Origin of the sequence: Bacillus cereus group sp. BfR-BA-01311, from assembly GCF_022664295.1 — a bacterium.
GTDB classification, from domain to species: Bacteria; Bacillota; Bacilli; order Bacillales; family Bacillaceae_G; genus Bacillus_A; species Bacillus_A cereus.
Map to the genome: position 1 here is coordinate 14,002 of NZ_JAKUHC010000014.1, position 18,522 is coordinate 32,523.

Consider the following 18,522-nt stretch of genomic DNA (forward strand, 5'->3'; position numbering starts at 1 on the left):
GATTCAACTCCTCATGAATTAACTTTATATCTATTATTATACTCTATATACATGTGAAATTTTATTTATAATAAGATTAATTTTTGTAAAAATGATTTTATATAACAAGTATAGAAAATGTCCTATTTTCTATGTTAATAATCAATTTTTATATTTAAATAATTTATAGAAAGATTTATTTAAATGTAAAAATTAATTTAAATAGTAAACAAAAAATGATTTCGTATATCTGTTTGAAAAAAATGAACACTGCCTATGATATAATAAATCTAAGTATATATTTATAAAATAAAAATTAAATTTAATCAATAAATTTATTAAATATAAATTAAATACACGAGGAGAAATAATATGGATGAAAATCAGCAACTCAATATGAATACAACAGAAGTAAGAGAGTTTTTGGAGATTAGTAATTTCATTGTAAACAAACTGGTAAAAAAGGGACAATTAGTTCCAATTAACAAAGATACATGGCGATTAGATGGGAGTTTCCTTTTCAGAAGAAGTGATGTAGAAGCAATAAAAAAAGCAAGAGAACCTGAAGGTCTTACTTTGTACCAGGCTAGCAAAAAATATGATGTGAGTACATATCAATTAGAAAGATGGCTAGAAGATGGGGAATTAACAGCCACTATACAAGAATATCGTAATCGTGAAACTAAATTCATAAGAGAAGAAGAGTTACTCAAGCTTGTACATCGATTAGATCAGGCAAATGCACTTTATACATACTCTCAAAAGTATAATACCGTTTTATTCCACAGATACATGCAGGGGAATACGATAGCAAGAGTCATTTCCATTCCAAAGCGTGGAGATATTATGTTAATTGATGAGTTCGGAAATGAACTTACCTTAAAAGAAGCAAAAAAATTAGGGTATGAACCAGCTTATGAGTTGACTGATAAACCTCGGAGCCATCATCAAAGATTTATTAAGTTCCGTTTACCTAAGTCTGATCAATTACGTAGTAGTTCTTTCCAAAAAGTTGACTTAATACTTCAATATGTCTCACCAAGAAATATAAAGATTTCAGAAGAGGAGGGTTTTTGGTATTTAGATGTAAGACAGTCACTTATTGAATTGCCTATGGGTATGCAAATGGAGTGGGTTGAGAGCCTCTCACCATATTTAATTGAAGGAAAATTAGTGAAACGTGTTAATAATAGCGTCTATTTAGATAGCAGCAGTGTGACAAAACCAGTTACGATTTCCAGTAAAGAATATCAAGTACTTAATAAAATAGTCGAAGAAACAAACAGCACTATTGAGGAATTTATTACGTCCGCTATTCGCGACAAAATCATTCACTATCAAAATACACAATAAACGTATTTATAAGCTATTTTAAGCATAACGAGAATTGATAATCATACAATGATACAGAAAGGCTTTTCACATGGTATCTATCTCTTATACCCGAAAAGACACCTAATTAAGGTGTCTTTTTATTTTTCACCTTTCAAGGAGAACAATCATATATTAGAGTAGAGGACGAGCTTGATCACCCCTCCTCTATTCTAATTTTTGGTTAGAACCCCTCACACAGTAAGAGCATCTATTGTCCTGGATGCTCTCTTTTTATTGAACAAGATGGACACTTAATGTTCGGTACGTGTAAACATAGAGGCAGTAATAACCATTGAAATTAATAAAATTATTTGAAAGAGTGTTTTCTCACTGCACTCGTTTTTGTTCATGGATTTTCTAAACTTTTTATTGATAATATTAAAATATAAAGAATATAGTTGAGGTTAGATTTAAGTTCTAACAAAACATTCGAATTTGATTAATTAGTACAACCGTCAGTCAATTAACAAATGCTGGTACTAGTTTAGTGATGATTAATACGATCGGGAAAGATGTATGAAATATAGATTCAACATGGAAATAAATCGTATACGTTCACATCGAAAAAGGTTGTCTCATAATATATTAAGACTGGTTTATTAAGATATTGTAAGGGCGTGAATATATGGAAGACATACATGTGAAAATTGACAGTCTGAAATCAGAACAAAAAGAGATCATGCGTGATATTCGTAATTTAGAAACACGAATAATAATTAACGAGAAAGATATTTCAACAATTAATAAGCAATTAGAAAAAATAAGCACAAATACCTCTTGGATTTTACGCATAATTATAAGTACGATAATTATGGCCGTTCTAGGTTTGATACTAAGAGGGACAATTTAAAATTCCCAAAAGTACCTTTTGAAGAGAGACAAGTGTCTCTCTATTTATTTTGAGGAGACGCATGTCGGAAAAAGATAAAATACTAACTTGGATCATATATCTTAAAAATAAATGTAAATAAGTAGCCCCAACTATTGAAACTACATAATTCTTATAAATACCACTATTCATGTGTTTACTTAGCAATTCTTCTTCACCTGTCGTTCCATCTTTAAGACCCATATCAACGATAATATAAATCCTTACATGAAAGGGTCCATATTCAATTACCATCATCCTTCTTATCCAAGTGTAATTATCTTTCATACTTCGTAGGCATAACAATCTATATTATGTGAAAAGTCATTATCTTAACTAAGTTATGTAGGAGATTCGATATCTAGGGCTAAAAGATTAAATGAAATGATTATGATGGTTAATCTAATGAAAAAATTTACTGTGGGAGAATTAGCACATGAATTGGTTGTTTCAAAATGAAGCATTTTCAATTAGGTTTGTACATTTAGATGGTTAAATGTATATAGGTAACTTTATGGATTGGTGGTATAGTAGGATCTTCTAATCCTTAAATATATAATATAAAAAACTTGATAATTAACTTGTACACTTTTAATAAATTTATTTGTTTTATGTAAAAGGTGCCAAGAAATACTTTGTAGTTTTATTTCTTGGCGTGGGTATTTATTTGGGTCATTTGGATGCCGACCTTACAATAGCATATGTCCGATATATGGAATGGTTTGTTATTTACGTTCAGTTCAGTAAATTTAGGAAAGAAAAAACACCTATTTTTTAATAGGTGTTTTTTTCTGCAAAGTGGCTTATAAAATTAAAGGAAAGGTATTTCTATTTATTCATTTTTAATAATCGTCGCTATGATCATCTTCTCTACAATGCTTACGCTTGCAACAGAAACGATCACAATCAGGTGAATTTATAGAGATTACGTTAATTTTGTTAATTGCAATACGTGCTAATCCCGGGAAACAATCAAAGTCAGATACAATGATTACGTTGTTCCCTTGAAAACCTTGGAATGTTGCACTTGTAGGTGGTTGGCAATCATATTGAATAACAATACAAGTACCAGGAGTTAATGTGTGTAAGAATGGTGCTAATTCTGGATTGTTATTCTTTTCTCTTCTATGGTCTTCTCTTTCTTCTTTTCTGTGATGATCTCTCCGATCATCACATCTATTGAAATCACAACCTCCACCAAAATCAAAACCCATAAAATTACCCCCTTTCGTTCGTTAGTACATCTTATGCTCGTCTAGAAAGGTTGGTGTGAGTACATGAGTCTAGTTAAATGTGGATTTTTTATGTAAATATGAAAGTTGTTTAATAATACCATCATTACCTTCTTAATTCACCTAATATGTTCGAGTTTGATTTATGGTCTAATATGACTAAGTATTTCTTTTACCATAGTCACACATACCCATCAACTTAAGAACGGAAACAAAATGAACTTTCGTTCAAATAAAATATAACACTTTTAAAATGTTTTTTATTCTTAAAAATGAGCATGCTAAATAAACCTAGATAGGTATCATTTTTAAAGATTATGCAGCTTTCTTTTGTTTTCTAAGTTCACTATACTCATAGACAACACCCATAATATTAAAGATTGTTTTCTTCTCATATCGATGAGATTTCCGTCCATTTTTCTGTAGCAGGTGGAATAGACGTATTAGAATCTTTGTTATTTCTTGAGTGTCTTTCTGTATAGCTTGATCCAAAAGGTATAGATAATCTTGGATCATTCCTATCGCTTTATAGTCGCTTAATTCTCTATTCTTTTTTTGCAAAAGAAGTTGGCGCATTTTAAATATAGTAGAGGAGCACAGGAAAATAGCGATTAGTTTTCCAGGTTTTAAAGACAATCTCTATTTGCCAACGCAAAGTATATAACTCATGTACCTGTTCCATCGGAACCCATTTCCAAGGTGTATTGTCACGTACAAGTTTAATCCCGCTACCATTTTACTTTTCTCTGAGTACGTTCTATTTTTGGATTTTTCTTTCTCTAAGATTTTTGCTCGTCTTTTTTGAAGTTGTTTTTCTGTTAATCGATTAAAAATAACACGTGCAAACAGTTGTTGTTTATCACCAATATAAGCATGTTTTAATTCAAATATTTCTCCGGGCTGTAGTTGGTTTAAAAGCTGTTTCACATCAATTTGTATATATTCCGATTGCTTCTTAATTGCACCATTTTTAAAGTATTCTGGGTTTGGATTTTTCACATATACATTTGTATTTAATTTTAAACGAGAAATATAGTATGTACCTCGTTGATCCATTTGATCTAAGTCTTCCAATGAAAAATAACCCAAGTCACGAATACATAAATCTTCTGGTCGTAAGGTATCTAAGCATTCAGTACCAAATGTTTTGTCATTATTTTTCCCTGGTCCAACTTGAAAGTTAAGAAATTCCCCACTGTGCAAATCATATTCTAGTTGAATTTTGATTCCAGCTGTTTGGGCACCTGGATATTCATTCTCTAAAGCATTTAGCACTTGAAATACGGTGGCATCTAGGATGCGGATTCGTTGGAAATAAGAAAAGAGACGGTTAGAAATTTGCATTTGTTCATATACCTTTTGTTGTAATAGTAAAGAAAAATATGTTTTAAAAACAAAACTTCTTTCACATTTAAACGTTTATTTAAGCCCTAAGGGCTGAGTAAAGTATCTGTAGCTGCATGAAGCCTACTACATAATCGAACTAAAGGATCACTTGCCACCCGTTGACTAATCCAAATACAAATAGTAGCTAAGTCTGATCCAGAAAACTCACGTTTTCGTTTTATAAATCCAATTTCTCTTGTAAGTTCTTCTAAAAATACAGGTGTCACATATCGTTGTAGTTCTTCAACAAATGATTGTAGTTCATCTTGAATCGAAATATTCATAAGAAAACGCTATCCTTTCTAATCTAGCTTTTTTAGAAAGAATAACGTTTTTTTGGTAATTAGGGGTATTAAAATCGCTTGAGTTGATAGCGATGTGGCGGTACCTTACTTGAAAATAGTGGTTTTTAGTTAAATTGTAATAACCTTAATTCTGTGCAATAAAGTAATTAGTAAATGGAACTAACTGCTTTGTTACACATAACAAGCCCACGCTTACAGCAATGATTTGTAGCCTTCAGTTACATATATAGTATAAATCACATTAGAAATAGTATGCAAAATGAAAACGGGTTTAAAAAGTATTTTATTTTTTGTACTTCTATAGACAAATTATGTTTATCATCAAATGACCTTTTTATTTGTTATATAGAAAGAATGCAACTAATAAAAGTATTAGATATTTAGAAAATTTGGATTAGCGATATGATAATGCTTGTTTCCCTAATGCTTCCCACGATTGAATGAAGATATCTTGGCTCACTTTATGTCCTTTTTTCACAGTTAATGGGTCATTTATATAAATGTATTTGTCCCCAAAACCTACAATAACAACAGCGTGTAGATCCAAAGGGGCTGTAATTTTTTTGTCATCATGTTTCCAAGACTCCCATCTATCTGGAAGGCGATAATCTCCTGTAGTCCATACTACCACAGGTTTACCGAGCTTAATTTGAGCTAACACAGTATTAAAAGTTTTTCCTGTTAAGTTTACTGTACGATTTGGAAGATAACGTTCCATTAATTCTTGTAACGGTTGAACGTGGACGGCGTATCCCTTATTTTTCCCAGTTATATCTCCAACAAAACCTTCTTTAGGATCTCCCCATTGAATGATGTCTCCACTTTTATTTGTAGACAGTGGGGTAGGATCTTTTTTTATCTCGTTAGCTAAATCCATTTTATTAACCTTAATGCCTGCATGCTGTAATACCATCGCTAAGCTTGTAACTTCGCATCCATATTTTAATTCTGGCTTTTGCGATATAAGCGGCACATCTAAAATGTTTTTTTTAGTGGCTGAAGTGGGGGATGGTTGTAAGGGTTTACTTTTGGGAAATGAATGTGTTGTATTTTGAGTCAATTTGTTATCTTTGTGTTTAACTTGTAACTCATTCTTTTTAAGAGAGGGTGTTTTTTCTGAACATCCCGCTAAAATTAAAGATAAGGCATACAAAGTTAGAAATCTTTTCATATCATTCACCTTTTTAATATTACTTAATACCATAATATTCTACTATCCGATATTTTTAGAGGTGTAGAACGTTTAATAACCTTCATTTTGAGCAACTAAGTAAACTAACTATGTGTAGTAAAAAGGCAGCCCACGCGTACCGAGTAGTAATTTGTAACTTGAAGTTACAGTTATAGTATAAGCGAGTTGAGGAGAGCTATGCAGGAATAAAAAGTATTAAAAGCTTTATTCCAAAAGTGACTAGTAAAACAGGTATATATCTGTCTAAAATGTGTAGAATGTTTCGTTGATTAAAATGAACTTTTTTAAACATTTTATGTTTTTTGAAGAGGGAAATGAATATTGAATCCTTTAACAAAATAGAAAGGGAGTATATTTCTTTCTTTTTATACAAATTATTAAGGGTGAAATACTTATGAAATCAGTAGCTTTTACTAAGAGATTATAAATTGTTGAGGTGATTCAATACATGCCAAAGTTAGATGTAGAGGGGTGTAACCTTTATTACATAGTAAAAGGAGAAGGGACGCCTATCATTTTTATCCACCCACCTACACTTACCTGTGAAAATTTTGAATATCAACTAGAAGAATTATCTAGAAATTTTAAAGTAATTGCTTTTGATGTTAGAGGACATGGCAACAGTCAGAGTTCGAGTCAGCCAATTACGTATTCACTAATTGCTAAAGATATGAAGAGTTTACTGGATTATTTGGAAATAAAAAAGTCTTTTGTATGTGGGTATTCAACAGGAAGCTCAGTTGCCTTGGAATTTTTATTAACATATCCCGAAAATAATTTAGGTGGGATTCTAATAGGTGGAATGTCAGAAGTGCGTCAAGGCTATTTAAAAAATAAGATTTCTCTTGGTGTCCAATTGGCGAAAGCAAGAGCAATTTCATTTTTAGCATTTGCCATTTCTTGGGGGAACTCCAATACAAAAAAATTATTCAAAAAAATGTTTCGAGAAGCTCGGAAAGGTAATGCCAAAAATATCGAACAATATTATCGCTACAGTTTGCAATATAATTGTACCAATCAACTTAAAGACATTCATCTACCTATGTTGTTGGTTTATGGAGAAAATGACAAAACTTTTTATAGTCATGCAAACTTACTACATGAAGAATTGCCATGTAATGAATTAAGATTTATTACTGGTGCAAAACATCAAATACCAACAAAAGCGGCTACAGAGTTAAATCAAATGATTGAGCAGTTTGTTTGTACTCATGCTAAGGTGCCTAAAGAAGTTCTTAAATCATAAAGTATTATCTCAAATCCTAAAGGGGATTATAAATTTATATTTTCAAAAAGGATAACGGTATGAGTTTTATTTCTAACTTAAAAAAATTATGATGAACAGTAGATCAATTAGAAATTAAATTGTGGAAACAGGGGATTTCGAAAATTGAAGATGTAAAAAAGTACCCCATGAACCTAATGGACAATGGAGGTATGAGTCAAAGGAAGATACATAACAATTAACAAGTGGAGATGTTGAAAAATTAATTCGGATCCCCATATCCAAAAAAGAAAATTTTACGTATTAAAACAGATTAGCCGATTTCCTGTAAAACAAGGAACCGGCTATCTGCTTTTTTATAGAGTTGTTGTCTTTTAATAGTGACAGTTACTAGTTTGGATTACTTTGTTTCTTTTGTGTGTTAGGCTTAATTTCATCAGCAAACTCTATATTTGCCAAGTTTACTTTGGATGGAATAAATGTTCTTGTTTTATTTTGAAAACCTTGGAACGTATGTTTTATAGGTCTCATCATACTTGAATTACGTGTTGCTAATAATCCAAAAACTGTTCCTAATCCTAGTAACGAAGCCCAAATCCATCCTTTATTATTCTTCTTTTTATTTCCGAATAACTCAAACATTTGTTGAGTTGTTTTTTTAGAATTGAATAATGAAATCAAGAAGTTAAGGATATTCATTTTTGTCCTCCCCTGTAAAAAGATCGTAAAAAGAAACACTAGGTTCAATTTCACATAATTTATGATGCAATATTTTATAGAAATTTATGATGCCAACTTATACTAATAATTCTTGATTTTTAAACCGGAACCTCCTAATAGTACCTAAGTGTTTTTTACTGAAATGCGCAAAATAGTTTTATAAAAAATTAAAAAAGGAAATGAAAAGTTATGTATTATTAGATTGGAACTTTATGACTTCTTTTTTAATAATCGGTTATGTAATGTCGAAAGGGTGAGTAACGCAAGAATCGAACCTACTAAGGCAAGTGACATATCCCATTGTGCATCCCATATATCACCTTGCATACCTAAAAAGTCTTTTGCTGCTTTTCCTCCCTTTGCTATTTTAAAAGCTAACCATTCGATGATTTCGTATAATGCAGCAATAGCAAGCGAAATACTTATACTAATCGTAACTAACCAAGGACCTTCGGTTAGTTGAGTTTTCCGTAATAATATTTCTCTTATCACAATTATAAAAAAACCTTTTATCAAATGTCCAAATCGATCGTAGTGATTTCGATTTAAATCAAAAGCATCTTTTATCCAATTAAAAAGTGGAACCTTTGAGTATGTGTAATGACCACCGATGAACATTATAATGGCTAGTATTGCAATAATGATATAAGAGAGAGTGGTAAAGTGAAACTTATTGTATATTGAAATTATAATGATTAGACCGAGAACGGCAGGAATAGCTTCCGCTGCCCATGTCGAGTATCTCGCAGGCTTAATAACGGACCATATAAAAACTGTGGTAACAATTAATAATAAAAATAGATGAATCATTTTACTTTTGTCTCTTATCACTTTTTTCACTCCTATTGAAAGGCTTTCTACTTAAAGTATTTGAAAAATCGCAGTTTCGTATACAGAGTACTTAGAACTGTTTGCCTTAGTGTACACTTAAGAACAGCTTTTTTAATGAGGAAAGTGGTCTTGCCTAGTAGATATTCACAAAGAAAATAGCTATATTCACAGCATGATTCGCGTACCTAAACTAAAAATGTACATAACCAGTAGGAGGAGCATTATCACGTTAAACATGTTCGATTTGCAACTATATTATTTATCTATTTATACCGAGTAGCATAATAAGAAAGGACATGCACACTACATAATTCTCTTTCGCGAGGGCATTATATTTATATAAACATTTCAAAAACAAAGGAGAGCATCTGCATGAATTACAAAATGTTTAGGGCTATCAATCGTCTAGCTGGTCGTAATTCAACCATAGATACATTTATGATATTTATTTCACAAAAGACTCGATTCCTGTACATTTTTTTGTTAGCCTTAATGTGGTTTAGAAACAATTCTTACAAAAAAATTATTTTATTTGCAGGGGTATCAGTAGGATTTTCATTATGTATAAACCGTTTTATCCAGTTCTTTTATTTTAAACCTCGTCCGTTTGTTAGACACCGTGTGCGTTTACTTATTCCATCAAAGAATAATTCTTCATTTCCTAGTAAACATACAGCCGTAGCATTTTCCTTAGCAACCTCCGTCTTACTTCGTGAACGTTTATTTGGATCAATCATGTGGTTTTTAGCAATTTTGACAGGATTCTCACGTATCTGGCTAGGGCATCATTATCCATTTGATATCATAGGAAGTGCCTTCATAGGAATCTTAACTAGTATAGTTATTGGCAATATTTCATATTTATTTAATTCTTTTGTTATTTGGATTATAAATGTATATAGAAAAATATTTTTTGTAGATTTGAAACATTCCTGACGATATCTTTGATAAATCGCAGTACATAATCTTTCATATTTTTTTACTAAAGTAACTTTTTCTTGAGATATGTTTTGGAACAAACTACAGACATTTAGTCAATCCCTTAATTATTAAATTTGATATAAAGGAAAAAATGTCGGGAAGACTTTAGCATATTCTTTTTTTTTTTAGGCGGATGATAATAACATAAATATTTATTTGAAAGGAGCAATAATCACTTGAAGAAAAGAAAATATCTACTTGCTATCATGTCTACTATTTTATCTGTAGGTTTCTTGTGCGGTTGCAATGGCGTTGATGAGAATGAGCCAGATCCAACTGAAGAACCTTCTGAAGAAATTCAAGAAAAGAATAATCAATAACAGGTTAATGTAAAGATTATTATTGGCTTACAGCGGGTTCTTAAATATAGGAGAACCTAATTGAAGTAGAACGATATAGAGTAACCCAATAGAATAAAACAAGAAAAAACACCTCTTATACCTTATTTTATTAGATATGGTACAAGAGGTGTTTTCTGTTCATGGGTACATTTCAGAAATTTATAAAGTTACTTCTTATTTCCTAACAATAGTCATTGTAACCATGCTACTCACCTTTTCAAAATATTCATGCTAAGCATCCTGATCTTAAAACAAAAAGTTGTTAAAATATAAAATGCCACAACGCTTCTTTATATTTAGAAAAATTTCTAAATTCATTTTTATCTTAATCTGTTTAATCTTTTTTGATCATGTCGATAATGGATATGGAATGAAAGGATGATAGGGATGAATTGGCTTGTAATCGGAATTGTTCTATTGCTTTTTTTTATTGTTGTCGAAAATATCGTTGAAAGTTTCTTTCCTAAACCTTTTCAAATAAATGGTATAACTTAAATGAAACTGGAAATACGTTACATACTAAAAGTGCTTAAGAAGTTTCTAATCGAACTTCTAAACTCACAAGGTATTCAACACAAAATCCCTTGTCCTAATCCCATGTCAAATGTACAAAATAAAGAACCGGTAGCGGTTCTTTATTTTTTATCTATGTAGAAATATTTAAGTATAGAAAAGGCTTAGCTATAAAAATTAAAATATTTACTTTCTACATAAACTAATCCCGCAACTAACTAGGAAATCAAAATCTAACCATTGCCTTCGTTAGTCAAGTAACCATAATTAAAACTAGCTCCCTGTTTACTTATTATTGAGTAATAAGAATACTTAAGTAGTTTGAAGTAAATATTATAACTGTTACAAATCAAAAGGAGGTCATTATAATGAACATACAAAGAGCACAAGAGATTGCCGCTTCACCAGTCATGGCTAATGTAACGTATAATGGAGTTCCAATTTATATTCAAAATGTGGATGAAAATAATGAAACAGCTAGAATATTTCCTCTTAATGAACCCAAGAATGAACAAGAAATTCCTTTATCCAACTTAATAGAACATTAATTGGTTATATGTTACCTCAATAAATAATTACTCAAACATACAAGCACCACTTACAATGGTGTTTGTATGTTTGAGTAATCTTATTTTCTATTTTCTTCTAGCTAATTAGGTTAATAAGGATAAAAAATATTTTTGATTGGTGGTTACAATCCTCTTTAATAAAGCAAAAAAACTACCAACATTATGGTAGCATTTACTAAATAAATGACTTATTTAAATTAGTGATAACAATTTACCTCCAACGGCACCAGTAAAAATGTAAAAACATGCATTGCTGATTTAAAGGATAGAGTTTCCGTATTAGAACGTGAAGAACCTCAATATAAAGGGTTTTAAGTAGAATGGAGGAATTACTATGTCTCACCTACCCGAATGGACGCTTGTCATTCTCCGCTCTGTATTCATATTAATTGTTTTATTTACTATTACAAAATATTTAGGAAAAAGGCAAATCTCTCAACTTTCCTTTTTCGAGTACGTAGCTGGAATGACAATTGGTGGTATCGCCGCTCAAGTATCTACAGGGCTAGACCAAAAAATTTTCCATGGCGTCTTTGCCATACTTATTTTCGCGTCGGTACCTTTTTTCGTAGGAATTCTTTCCTTAAAAAACAAAGCCGCGAGAGATTTCTTTGAAGGTAAGTCTATAGTTTTAATAAAGGATGGCAAAATACTTGAGGATAATTTAAAGAAAGAAAAGTATACCAGTGATGAATTACTTGAACTTCTCAGAGGAAACGGAGCCTTTAGTATATCCGAAGTAGAATTTGCCGTCTTAGAACCAAGCGGAGAATTAAATGTATTATTAAAGAAAGAATCTCAACCACTTACAGCAAAAGATATTGGCTTGAAAGTACCAAGTAAAAAGGAACCACAAACTGTTATTATGGATGGAAATGTACTAGATGAACCTCTTTCAGCTAGTGGGCATAACCGCGCTTGGTTACATTCTGAACTAGAAAAACTCGGTGTTGTTATTGAAAATGTCTTTCTCGGTCAAGTTGATTCATACGGACAACTTACTATCGACATTTATAATGATAAACTCCAAATGCCTTCTCCTCAAAACAAACTTTTATTATTAGCATCTTTAAAAAAATGCCATGCTGATCTTGAACTATTTTCTTTAGAAACGAAATCAAAAACGGCAAGTGAAATGTATAGTAAAAATGCACAACAAATTGAAGCTATTTCAAACAAGGTAACTTACCTTCTAAAGGAATAAAAAAGGACGTTCTCACAAGCGTCCTTTTCTCAAAGTGTCGGAAAACCCTTTAGGGTTTCCGACACCCTGATGTCTTTGTAGATTTTAGCAAATGAAAATAATAAATAATGATAGAAATTAGAAAAATAGCCCTTCACCTGCCCTTTTTGGACTTGTGATTTTTGAATGATAGTCTCACATAAATTAATGCTATATTATAATTTGTTAATATAAAAAAGACTGAAATGGGCACACAGATTAAGGTAACACCGGAACAATTAGAACAATACTTGGATATTAAATTAACACCTTTGTTAGTTGAAAAAGGCTATTTACTGGCAATTAAGTTTAAACGCCTTGGAAAAAGTGTCGCTGATAATGGGGAGTATGTTCACTTCTTTCTTAGCTTATAAACTAAATGAACAAGGAAAACAACTTGTGAAAATAGACAAATGGTTTCCTGCCACAAAAACATGTAGCAGTTGTGGAAATGTAAAAAATATGACATTGTCTGAACGAGTCTATTCTTGTATTTGCGGTGTAAATCTCGATAGAGATTATAACGCAGCTATCAATATCAAAAATGAAGCAATACGCCTATTAGCGTTAGCATAAATAGTAATAAAACAACCTTTGGAACAAGGGAGTTAGCTCGACTGCCTTAGGACGAGTTCGTTAGCTATCAAAAGTAACGACTAACCGAGAAGCCGCCACTTCAAACAGTCCGTTAGGACGTGAAGTGGCGGATAGTTCACTGATATGCATTGTACTCCTATCTAAGTTAGAAGATAAGGTAATAATAACAAGTTAATAAAAGAAAGAATTTAGTGATATAACTTGTATCCTATTGCATCTCATAATACAATTAAAGAGTAACTTAAAATAATTGCTATATATAGTAGGCGGGTCATCTCACTTCCATCCAGTAGGGAGGGAGGTGATAGAATGATCGCATTTTTAATTGAATTAGCAAGTGGATATGCTAAAGGTATCGGAATAGGTTTAGGGACCTTAACGATTACTATAATCCCTTTCTTATATAAAAAAGCGAAAACCGCCCTACTCGGAAAAGATAATAAGGACGGTTCTCGATCTCAAAGTTAATTAAATTGTAAAACAACCGCGCCTACTATCTTCCCAAATAGCAAGTTTAAGTTGCGAAAGGCAGAAGTTTCTCAGGCTTCTGTCTTCTTTATTTTATGCAAAAAGCTTATAAACTTATACACGGTATTCATATTCTCCAATGAACAAATTGAAAAATTTATGTGCGAATACTATGTCTTCATTATATCCAATTTGTTGACTAATAGTCAACAAATTGGTATATTTTCATGCGATACAATCATCTCTATGCAAATGAAACTGCATTGGAATACACTTGAGTGTACTAGAATACAAAAAATAACACAAAGAAAGGGATAATTTTTTTTACTCTCATTGCTTCTAGAAATTTTAGAGACTATATCATTTAGGGTTATACTTACTTTATTAATTCGTTTTATAATAGGTTGACTATTATTGAGCCGAGAGTTTATCTCTATTTGTTAACATTACATGTTGCCACCCCAATACGTTTTTCCTTCTTTATTTTTGTATAGTGTTCAGGTACATCTATTTGTTATTTCTCCAATGATACTAATTGTTTTGAACTTACAAATGGAAATAATGGCTGCAGGATTAGTCCTGTAGTATTCACTCTAGCACTAGGTATAAATTACCGCCGAGTTACAAGAGAAAATTTATTTATACAAGGATATATTCGTAACAGCATTGAATATGCAGGTAGTGGATTGGATTCACTACTATTTGATTGTATTGCGAATATTTTATTTTCTGGTTTTATAGATTTAACAGAAGGTTATTTGCCATTACTAGCATTAGTTGTTTTTTCCTCAGACACTACACCTCACTTTATCATTCCTAAAAAATGGTGACTTACCATGCTTAGACAAATACTTTCTAAAAATCCAGTTTTTTATAACGAACAACCATATTGCGAATTAGTCAGTGCTCAATTTTTTGAATTAGACCTTTCTCCTTGTCCAACAGAATTAAACGAAACATTTGATACTCTTCGCGAAAAAATTATACTATATATTACTGTTAAAATTTCACAAGTACAAGTATAAAATAAAAAAGACAATGTCTTTTTTATTATTATAAAACATATATAATGATGAAACGGTCACGTATCAAAACATATTTTATGATTTTCATAAGTGGGGGATGGTGATGGAAAAGCCATTGGTTGGTAAGCGAATATGGAACAAATTTTACAAAGGGGAAATACTAAATGAGCAAGATGATTCACGCGAAATAAGAAAAAATAAGAAAAATGAAAAAAAAGAATCAGAGAAAGAAGAAAAAGCAATACAAACAGAGAAAGAAAGAAAAGAACCAGAGTCAGAAAAAGAAGTGAAAGCAATACAAACAGAGAAAGAAAGAAAAGAACCAGAGTCAGAAAAAGAAGTGAAAGTAATACAAACGGAGAAAGAAAGAATAGAAGCAAGATCAAAAAAAGAAGATAAAATAATTGGGTTTGAGAAAGAAAGTGAAAAGAATTTACTAGAAAAAGAAGCGAAAGCGAATGAATTAGATGAAGAAGAGGTGAAAATTAAATCAGCAAAAGTAGATAAAACGAATGAATCACAGAAAAAAAGTATAGATTCGGAATCAAAAATAGCGACTTCAGTACGTTCAATAGAAGTAAAAACGCCATTTTCTATTATTTCGGATGTTACTAGTTTTATAAAATTCCCTAATATTAAGGTGAAAAATCAAGAAACATTTGTATTTCGAAGTGAAAAAGATGTAAGAGGGCGTGAACTGGATTCTAAGTTATTAACTACAATGCAAAATTATCCTGAAGAAATTAACTGTAATTTAGTTTCTTCAAACCTTCATGAAAAGAGAGTGCTTTTAGAACTTTCTAATCAAAAAGTAAAAGGGAATATGGAAGAACGTTGGGGAGGCCAATCTTCGTGGATTCCTATCCACAGTATGATATTAGAGAAGGACGTTGAAGCAGATGTAAATAATTATATAACTGCGAAACTACCAATAGAGATAGGGAGGTATAAAGGTGAAATTAGTTTAATAGAAAAGGTAGTTTTTAAAGGGAAAACTATAGAAATAAAAGAGGTGTCACAGGAAATTATTTTGACAAAAAAAGAATTCTTATTGCCAAAAATAATAAAGAAAGAACATAATCCATCTATAATTGAAAAAGGAAGCTTATGTGTAGAAGGATATATATTTCAATGTATTGAATTTATATCAGAACAAAGTAAAAATCACGATAAGCGTTATCAGTTAATGCAAAATATTGTATTGGAATTAACTATCCAATTATTACAAAAACAGGAAGTTATTGTGAGGGTTACATAAATGATCATATATCCATCAATCAGTTGAAATTTTTTTCAGGAGTATGTAATAGATGAAAACAAAAAGGGTGCTAGCAAGTTTGCAAATAATCTAACTAACATGTATTAAAAGTAGAGGTGAAATAATAATGATGTCTCGCTTTAAAACAAGTTACTTGACTAGGTGAAACAGGATAAATCTATGTTAAAACATGCGGTGAGATACAGCGTGTATTCACTTCCATTTTAGAAAAATCCCAACTTAAATAATATTACATGTTTATCGTAATTATCCAAACAACAATTATATTCTTTGAATAATTGGAGGAACAACTTCTTTCGCAGTTTCTACTAAAACAAAACAAGTTTCCCAGCCAATTGTAGACCTCTAAATTTAGGGAGAATAAAAATTCCACCTATTTCTATAGCATTATCATCTAGTTGGACTAATTGTCCAACTCAATTTCATTATATCGTCACCTTCGAATGTTTGCTCTGATACCTCTATTATAAATAAATTTTATGATGCTTTTTTTAGGTAGGACCATTCATCTCCCACTTACGCTGTGCTTAGAGGAAGGAGAATTCTGGCTGAAGTTCGTTAAAATGAACGATATGTTATGCTTTTTAAAAGAAGCCGCTTTATAGAATGTATCCATATTCATTATTTAGGTGGTGTGTATAGAATAGGAACTCTAATAATAGTTATATTTCCTAATATACGAATTCACAGCTCTAACAGCTACATCTGATAATGATTAACAAGATAGAATGATCAGTCAAGCGAAGTTGCTACCAAATCCACTGCAAGAACCACCGTAACTCATAAACTTTTCTCCTTTAATTAGAAGACCTAACAATGGGATAGAATGTTGTTTTAATGGCTTTACAGTACTGTATATTTTATGGAATGAATAAGAAAGTCTGTTTAGTGTAGCTTTTGAAAAAAGTCTGATTATTTATAATAAAGATCGATAATTTATTATAAAGTTTGATTAAAAATCCTGTGTTGATATGCAGGATTTTTTCTTGTTCAACAAACGGGCCATTTTCTTGAGTAACACTTTAATGAAAATAATTATGGAGCAAAAAAATTGTGAAGATTTCCCCTTAAACTAAAGGGTTGTAAAGGGGGAAATCTAAATGGTTGAAAATGCTCAAACAAACAGTAATTCGGTAATTTCTTTAAACCTTGGTATTATTTAGATCCTAATACCATTGATCGTTTTTTTTGGTGGTTTAGGAGTTGTAGTTGCTAGAAAAGCGACAAAAGAAATTGTAGAAAAAAACCAAAGTGGTAGTGGATTAGCTACTTCCGGTTTAATTTGTAGTGTGGTGGGAATTATCATTCAAATCTTTTTAGTACTCAGTATTCTCTTTTTCTATTCTTTAAGAATTGTAGGATATCTTATTAAACTAAAGGGCCAGTCCTGCCATGGTTTGGGCGTTCAAAGCGTCGCAAACCATGAATAGGATTGGCTTACTATGGGGAGTAGTTTAGTGTTTCATTAATAATTTCTATTTTTTGCTACATGAAGAAATTCCTTAACCGCAGGAGAAGCATTTGCAATTGATTGACAGGCAAGTGCTACTTCACGGCTGTTTTCAATATTTAGTTTGCTGATTTTTATGTTTTGCTGTGTCTTTAAAAATAATTCTGGACCTATCGTAACGCCAAGTCCTTCCTGTACCATATTAGCGATGGTTGTACAGTCGTGTACTTCAAAAAGAATAGATGGTTTAATTTGCGCTTCTGCAAATAATTCCTCAACATGTGATTGGTACATCCCTGTGGGCATAATAAAGGATTCATACATTAAATCATTCATTTCTACTATTTCTTTAGAATGAAATTGATGATCAGGGTGATAAGCGACTACCATCTTGTCTTTAATCAAAGGAACCAAATCGAAATTTGGGTTTGATTTTCCTTTTACTACAAATCCAATGTCAATAATGCCTGAACCTAACCATTCCGTAATCTCTTCATAGGTTCCTTCGTAAAATTTAAATTCTATTTTTGGATGCTTTTTCCGGAATTTTGCAAGTAATTTAGGCAATAAGCAGGAAGAAGCACTTGCAAAAGTGCCGATACGAATAATACCTGTTTCCAAGCTTGTCATAAGCGTAATTTCTTGATTAATGACTTCCACTCTTTTCAATATTTCTCTAATATGCGGCAGAATTTTTTGTCCTATATCTGTAAGTGTTATTCCTTTTTTTCGATCACGAATTAATAAAGAAACTCCCCATTCAGATTCTAAACTCGCAACTGCATGACTCACGGCAGATTGGGTCATATTTAATGTTTCAGCAGTTTCTGTAAAGCTTCCTAGCTCAACCACTTTTGCAATGATTTCGTAGCGCACAATAGTCATGAGTAATTACTCATCTCCTTTATTAAAAACATCAATTTTACTTATGTTAACATGGAACATAAAATAAAAACAGTAGTTCA

General features: G+C 31.4%; 14 protein-coding genes and 5 pseudogenes. 12 read left to right on the top strand and 7 right to left on the bottom strand.

Features of this window, described 5'->3' with window-relative positions:
* Window positions 1-351: 351 nt before the first annotated feature.
* Window positions 352-1,332 (top strand): DNA-binding protein, encoded by a 981-nt coding sequence (locus MR136_RS23445; RefSeq protein ID WP_071728813.1) that lies wholly within the window; start codon window positions 352-354, stop codon window positions 1,330-1,332.
* A gap of 646 nt (window positions 1,333-1,978) precedes the next feature.
* Window positions 1,979-2,203 carry a hemolysin XhlA family protein gene (locus tag MR136_RS23450; protein WP_061401364.1) on the top strand — a complete coding sequence of 75 codons (225 nt, stop codon included), beginning with the start codon at window positions 1,979-1,981 and terminating at the stop codon, window positions 2,201-2,203.
* Between the two features lie 860 nt (window positions 2,204-3,063).
* Here MR136_RS23450 and MR136_RS23455 read toward each other — a convergent pair.
* The 3 genes and pseudogenes from MR136_RS23455 to MR136_RS23465 all read right to left on the bottom strand — a co-directional run bounded on the left by MR136_RS23455 (window position 3,064) and on the right by MR136_RS23465 (window position 6,315).
* Window positions 3,064-3,435 (bottom strand): hypothetical protein, encoded by a 372-nt coding sequence (locus MR136_RS23455; RefSeq protein WP_078421283.1) that lies wholly within the window; start codon window positions 3,433-3,435, stop codon window positions 3,064-3,066.
* Between the two features lie 333 nt (window positions 3,436-3,768).
* Window positions 3,769-5,123 (bottom strand): annotated as a pseudogene (locus MR136_RS23460) (IS4 family transposase).
* 415 nt (window positions 5,124-5,538) lie between these two features.
* Window positions 5,539-6,315, bottom strand: a complete 777-nt coding sequence (locus MR136_RS23465) for a C39 family peptidase (RefSeq protein WP_071728587.1) — start codon at window positions 6,313-6,315, stop codon at window positions 5,539-5,541.
* A 469-nt stretch (window positions 6,316-6,784) separates the two neighbouring features.
* Here MR136_RS23465 and MR136_RS23470 point away from each other — a divergent pair, with 469 nt between their 5' ends.
* A complete protein-coding gene (locus MR136_RS23470; RefSeq protein ID WP_071728586.1) occupies window positions 6,785-7,582 on the top strand; it encodes an alpha/beta fold hydrolase in 798 nt (265 codons plus the stop codon).
* A 369-nt stretch (window positions 7,583-7,951) separates the two neighbouring features.
* On the opposite strand, the gene MR136_RS23475 is transcribed toward MR136_RS23470, so the two are convergent.
* Together MR136_RS23475 and MR136_RS23480 are read right to left on the bottom strand one after the other, a co-directional pair.
* Window positions 7,952-8,260, bottom strand: a complete 309-nt coding sequence (locus MR136_RS23475; RefSeq protein ID WP_071728585.1) for a hypothetical protein — start codon at window positions 8,258-8,260, stop codon at window positions 7,952-7,954.
* Window positions 8,261-8,491: 231 nt separating this feature from the next.
* Entirely contained in the window at window positions 8,492-9,112 is a 621-nt protein-coding gene (locus MR136_RS23480; protein ID WP_071728584.1) for a DUF2238 domain-containing protein, read from the bottom strand.
* Window positions 9,113-9,484: 372 nt separating this feature from the next.
* Here MR136_RS23480 and MR136_RS23485 point away from each other — a divergent pair, with 372 nt between their 5' ends.
* The 9 genes and pseudogenes from MR136_RS23485 (at window position 9,485) to MR136_RS23520 (ending at window position 16,086) form a co-directional block, all read left to right on the top strand.
* Window positions 9,485-10,048, top strand: coding sequence for an undecaprenyl-diphosphatase (locus tag MR136_RS23485; protein ID WP_071728583.1), 564 nt, complete (start codon window positions 9,485-9,487; stop codon window positions 10,046-10,048).
* 221 nt (window positions 10,049-10,269) lie between these two features.
* Entirely contained in the window at window positions 10,270-10,413 is a 144-nt protein-coding gene (locus tag MR136_RS23490) for a hypothetical protein (RefSeq protein WP_000746491.1), read from the top strand.
* Between the two features lie 902 nt (window positions 10,414-11,315).
* Entirely contained in the window at window positions 11,316-11,495 is a 180-nt protein-coding gene (locus tag MR136_RS23495; protein WP_071728582.1) for a small acid-soluble spore protein H, read from the top strand.
* Window positions 11,496-11,765: 270 nt separating this feature from the next.
* Window positions 11,766-11,831, top strand: a pseudogene (locus tag MR136_RS28785) (DUF1657 domain-containing protein); the annotation flags it as partial.
* 19 nt (window positions 11,832-11,850) lie between these two features.
* Window positions 11,851-12,720, top strand: a complete 870-nt coding sequence (locus MR136_RS23500; protein ID WP_071728581.1) for a DUF421 domain-containing protein — start codon at window positions 11,851-11,853, stop codon at window positions 12,718-12,720.
* 338 nt (window positions 12,721-13,058) lie between these two features.
* Window positions 13,059-13,314: pseudogene (locus MR136_RS23505) on the top strand (zinc ribbon domain-containing protein); the annotation flags it as partial.
* A gap of 330 nt (window positions 13,315-13,644) precedes the next feature.
* Window positions 13,645-13,803: a hypothetical protein gene (locus MR136_RS23510; RefSeq protein ID WP_170879422.1), complete on the top strand. Its 159-nt coding sequence runs from the start codon at window positions 13,645-13,647 to the stop codon at window positions 13,801-13,803.
* Window positions 13,804-14,369: 566 nt separating this feature from the next.
* Window positions 14,370-14,828, top strand: a pseudogene (locus MR136_RS23515) (CsxC family protein); the annotation flags it as partial.
* Between the two features lie 103 nt (window positions 14,829-14,931).
* Window positions 14,932-16,086: a BC_2427 family protein gene (locus tag MR136_RS23520; protein ID WP_071728579.1), complete on the top strand. Its 1,155-nt coding sequence runs from the start codon at window positions 14,932-14,934 to the stop codon at window positions 16,084-16,086.
* A gap of 224 nt (window positions 16,087-16,310) precedes the next feature.
* Here the strand turns inward: MR136_RS23520 and MR136_RS23525 are convergent.
* Both MR136_RS23525 and MR136_RS23530 read right to left on the bottom strand, forming a co-directional pair.
* A pseudogene (locus MR136_RS23525) lies at window positions 16,311-16,523 on the bottom strand (GNAT family N-acetyltransferase); the annotation flags it as partial.
* Window positions 16,524-17,572: 1,049 nt separating this feature from the next.
* Complete coding sequence (locus tag MR136_RS23530) at window positions 17,573-18,442, bottom strand: LysR family transcriptional regulator (protein ID WP_071728578.1); 870 nt, start codon at window positions 18,440-18,442, stop codon at window positions 17,573-17,575.
* Window positions 18,443-18,522: the final 80 nt, after the last annotated feature.

Coding starts and splice junctions, on each gene's coding strand:
- MR136_RS23450 (WP_061401364.1), top strand. CDS start 1,979: ATGGAAGACATACATGTGAAAATTGACAGTCTGAAATCAGAACAAAAA.
- MR136_RS23520 (WP_071728579.1), top strand. CDS start 14,932: ATGGAAAAGCCATTGGTTGGTAAGCGAATATGGAACAAATTTTACAAA.
- MR136_RS23445 (WP_071728813.1), top strand. CDS start 352: ATGGATGAAAATCAGCAACTCAATATGAATACAACAGAAGTAAGAGAG.
- MR136_RS23470 (WP_071728586.1), top strand. CDS start 6,785: ATGCCAAAGTTAGATGTAGAGGGGTGTAACCTTTATTACATAGTAAAA.
- MR136_RS23475 (WP_071728585.1), bottom strand. CDS start 8,260: ATGAATATCCTTAACTTCTTGATTTCATTATTCAATTCTAAAAAAACA.
- MR136_RS23485 (WP_071728583.1), top strand. CDS start 9,485: ATGAATTACAAAATGTTTAGGGCTATCAATCGTCTAGCTGGTCGTAAT.
- MR136_RS23530 (WP_071728578.1), bottom strand. CDS start 18,442: ATGACTATTGTGCGCTACGAAATCATTGCAAAAGTGGTTGAGCTAGGA.
- MR136_RS23500 (WP_071728581.1), top strand. CDS start 11,851: ATGTCTCACCTACCCGAATGGACGCTTGTCATTCTCCGCTCTGTATTC.
- MR136_RS23510 (WP_170879422.1), top strand. CDS start 13,645: ATGATCGCATTTTTAATTGAATTAGCAAGTGGATATGCTAAAGGTATC.
- MR136_RS23455 (WP_078421283.1), bottom strand. CDS start 3,435: ATGGGTTTTGATTTTGGTGGAGGTTGTGATTTCAATAGATGTGATGAT.
- MR136_RS23465 (WP_071728587.1), bottom strand. CDS start 6,315: ATGAAAAGATTTCTAACTTTGTATGCCTTATCTTTAATTTTAGCGGGA.
- MR136_RS23495 (WP_071728582.1), top strand. CDS start 11,316: ATGAACATACAAAGAGCACAAGAGATTGCCGCTTCACCAGTCATGGCT.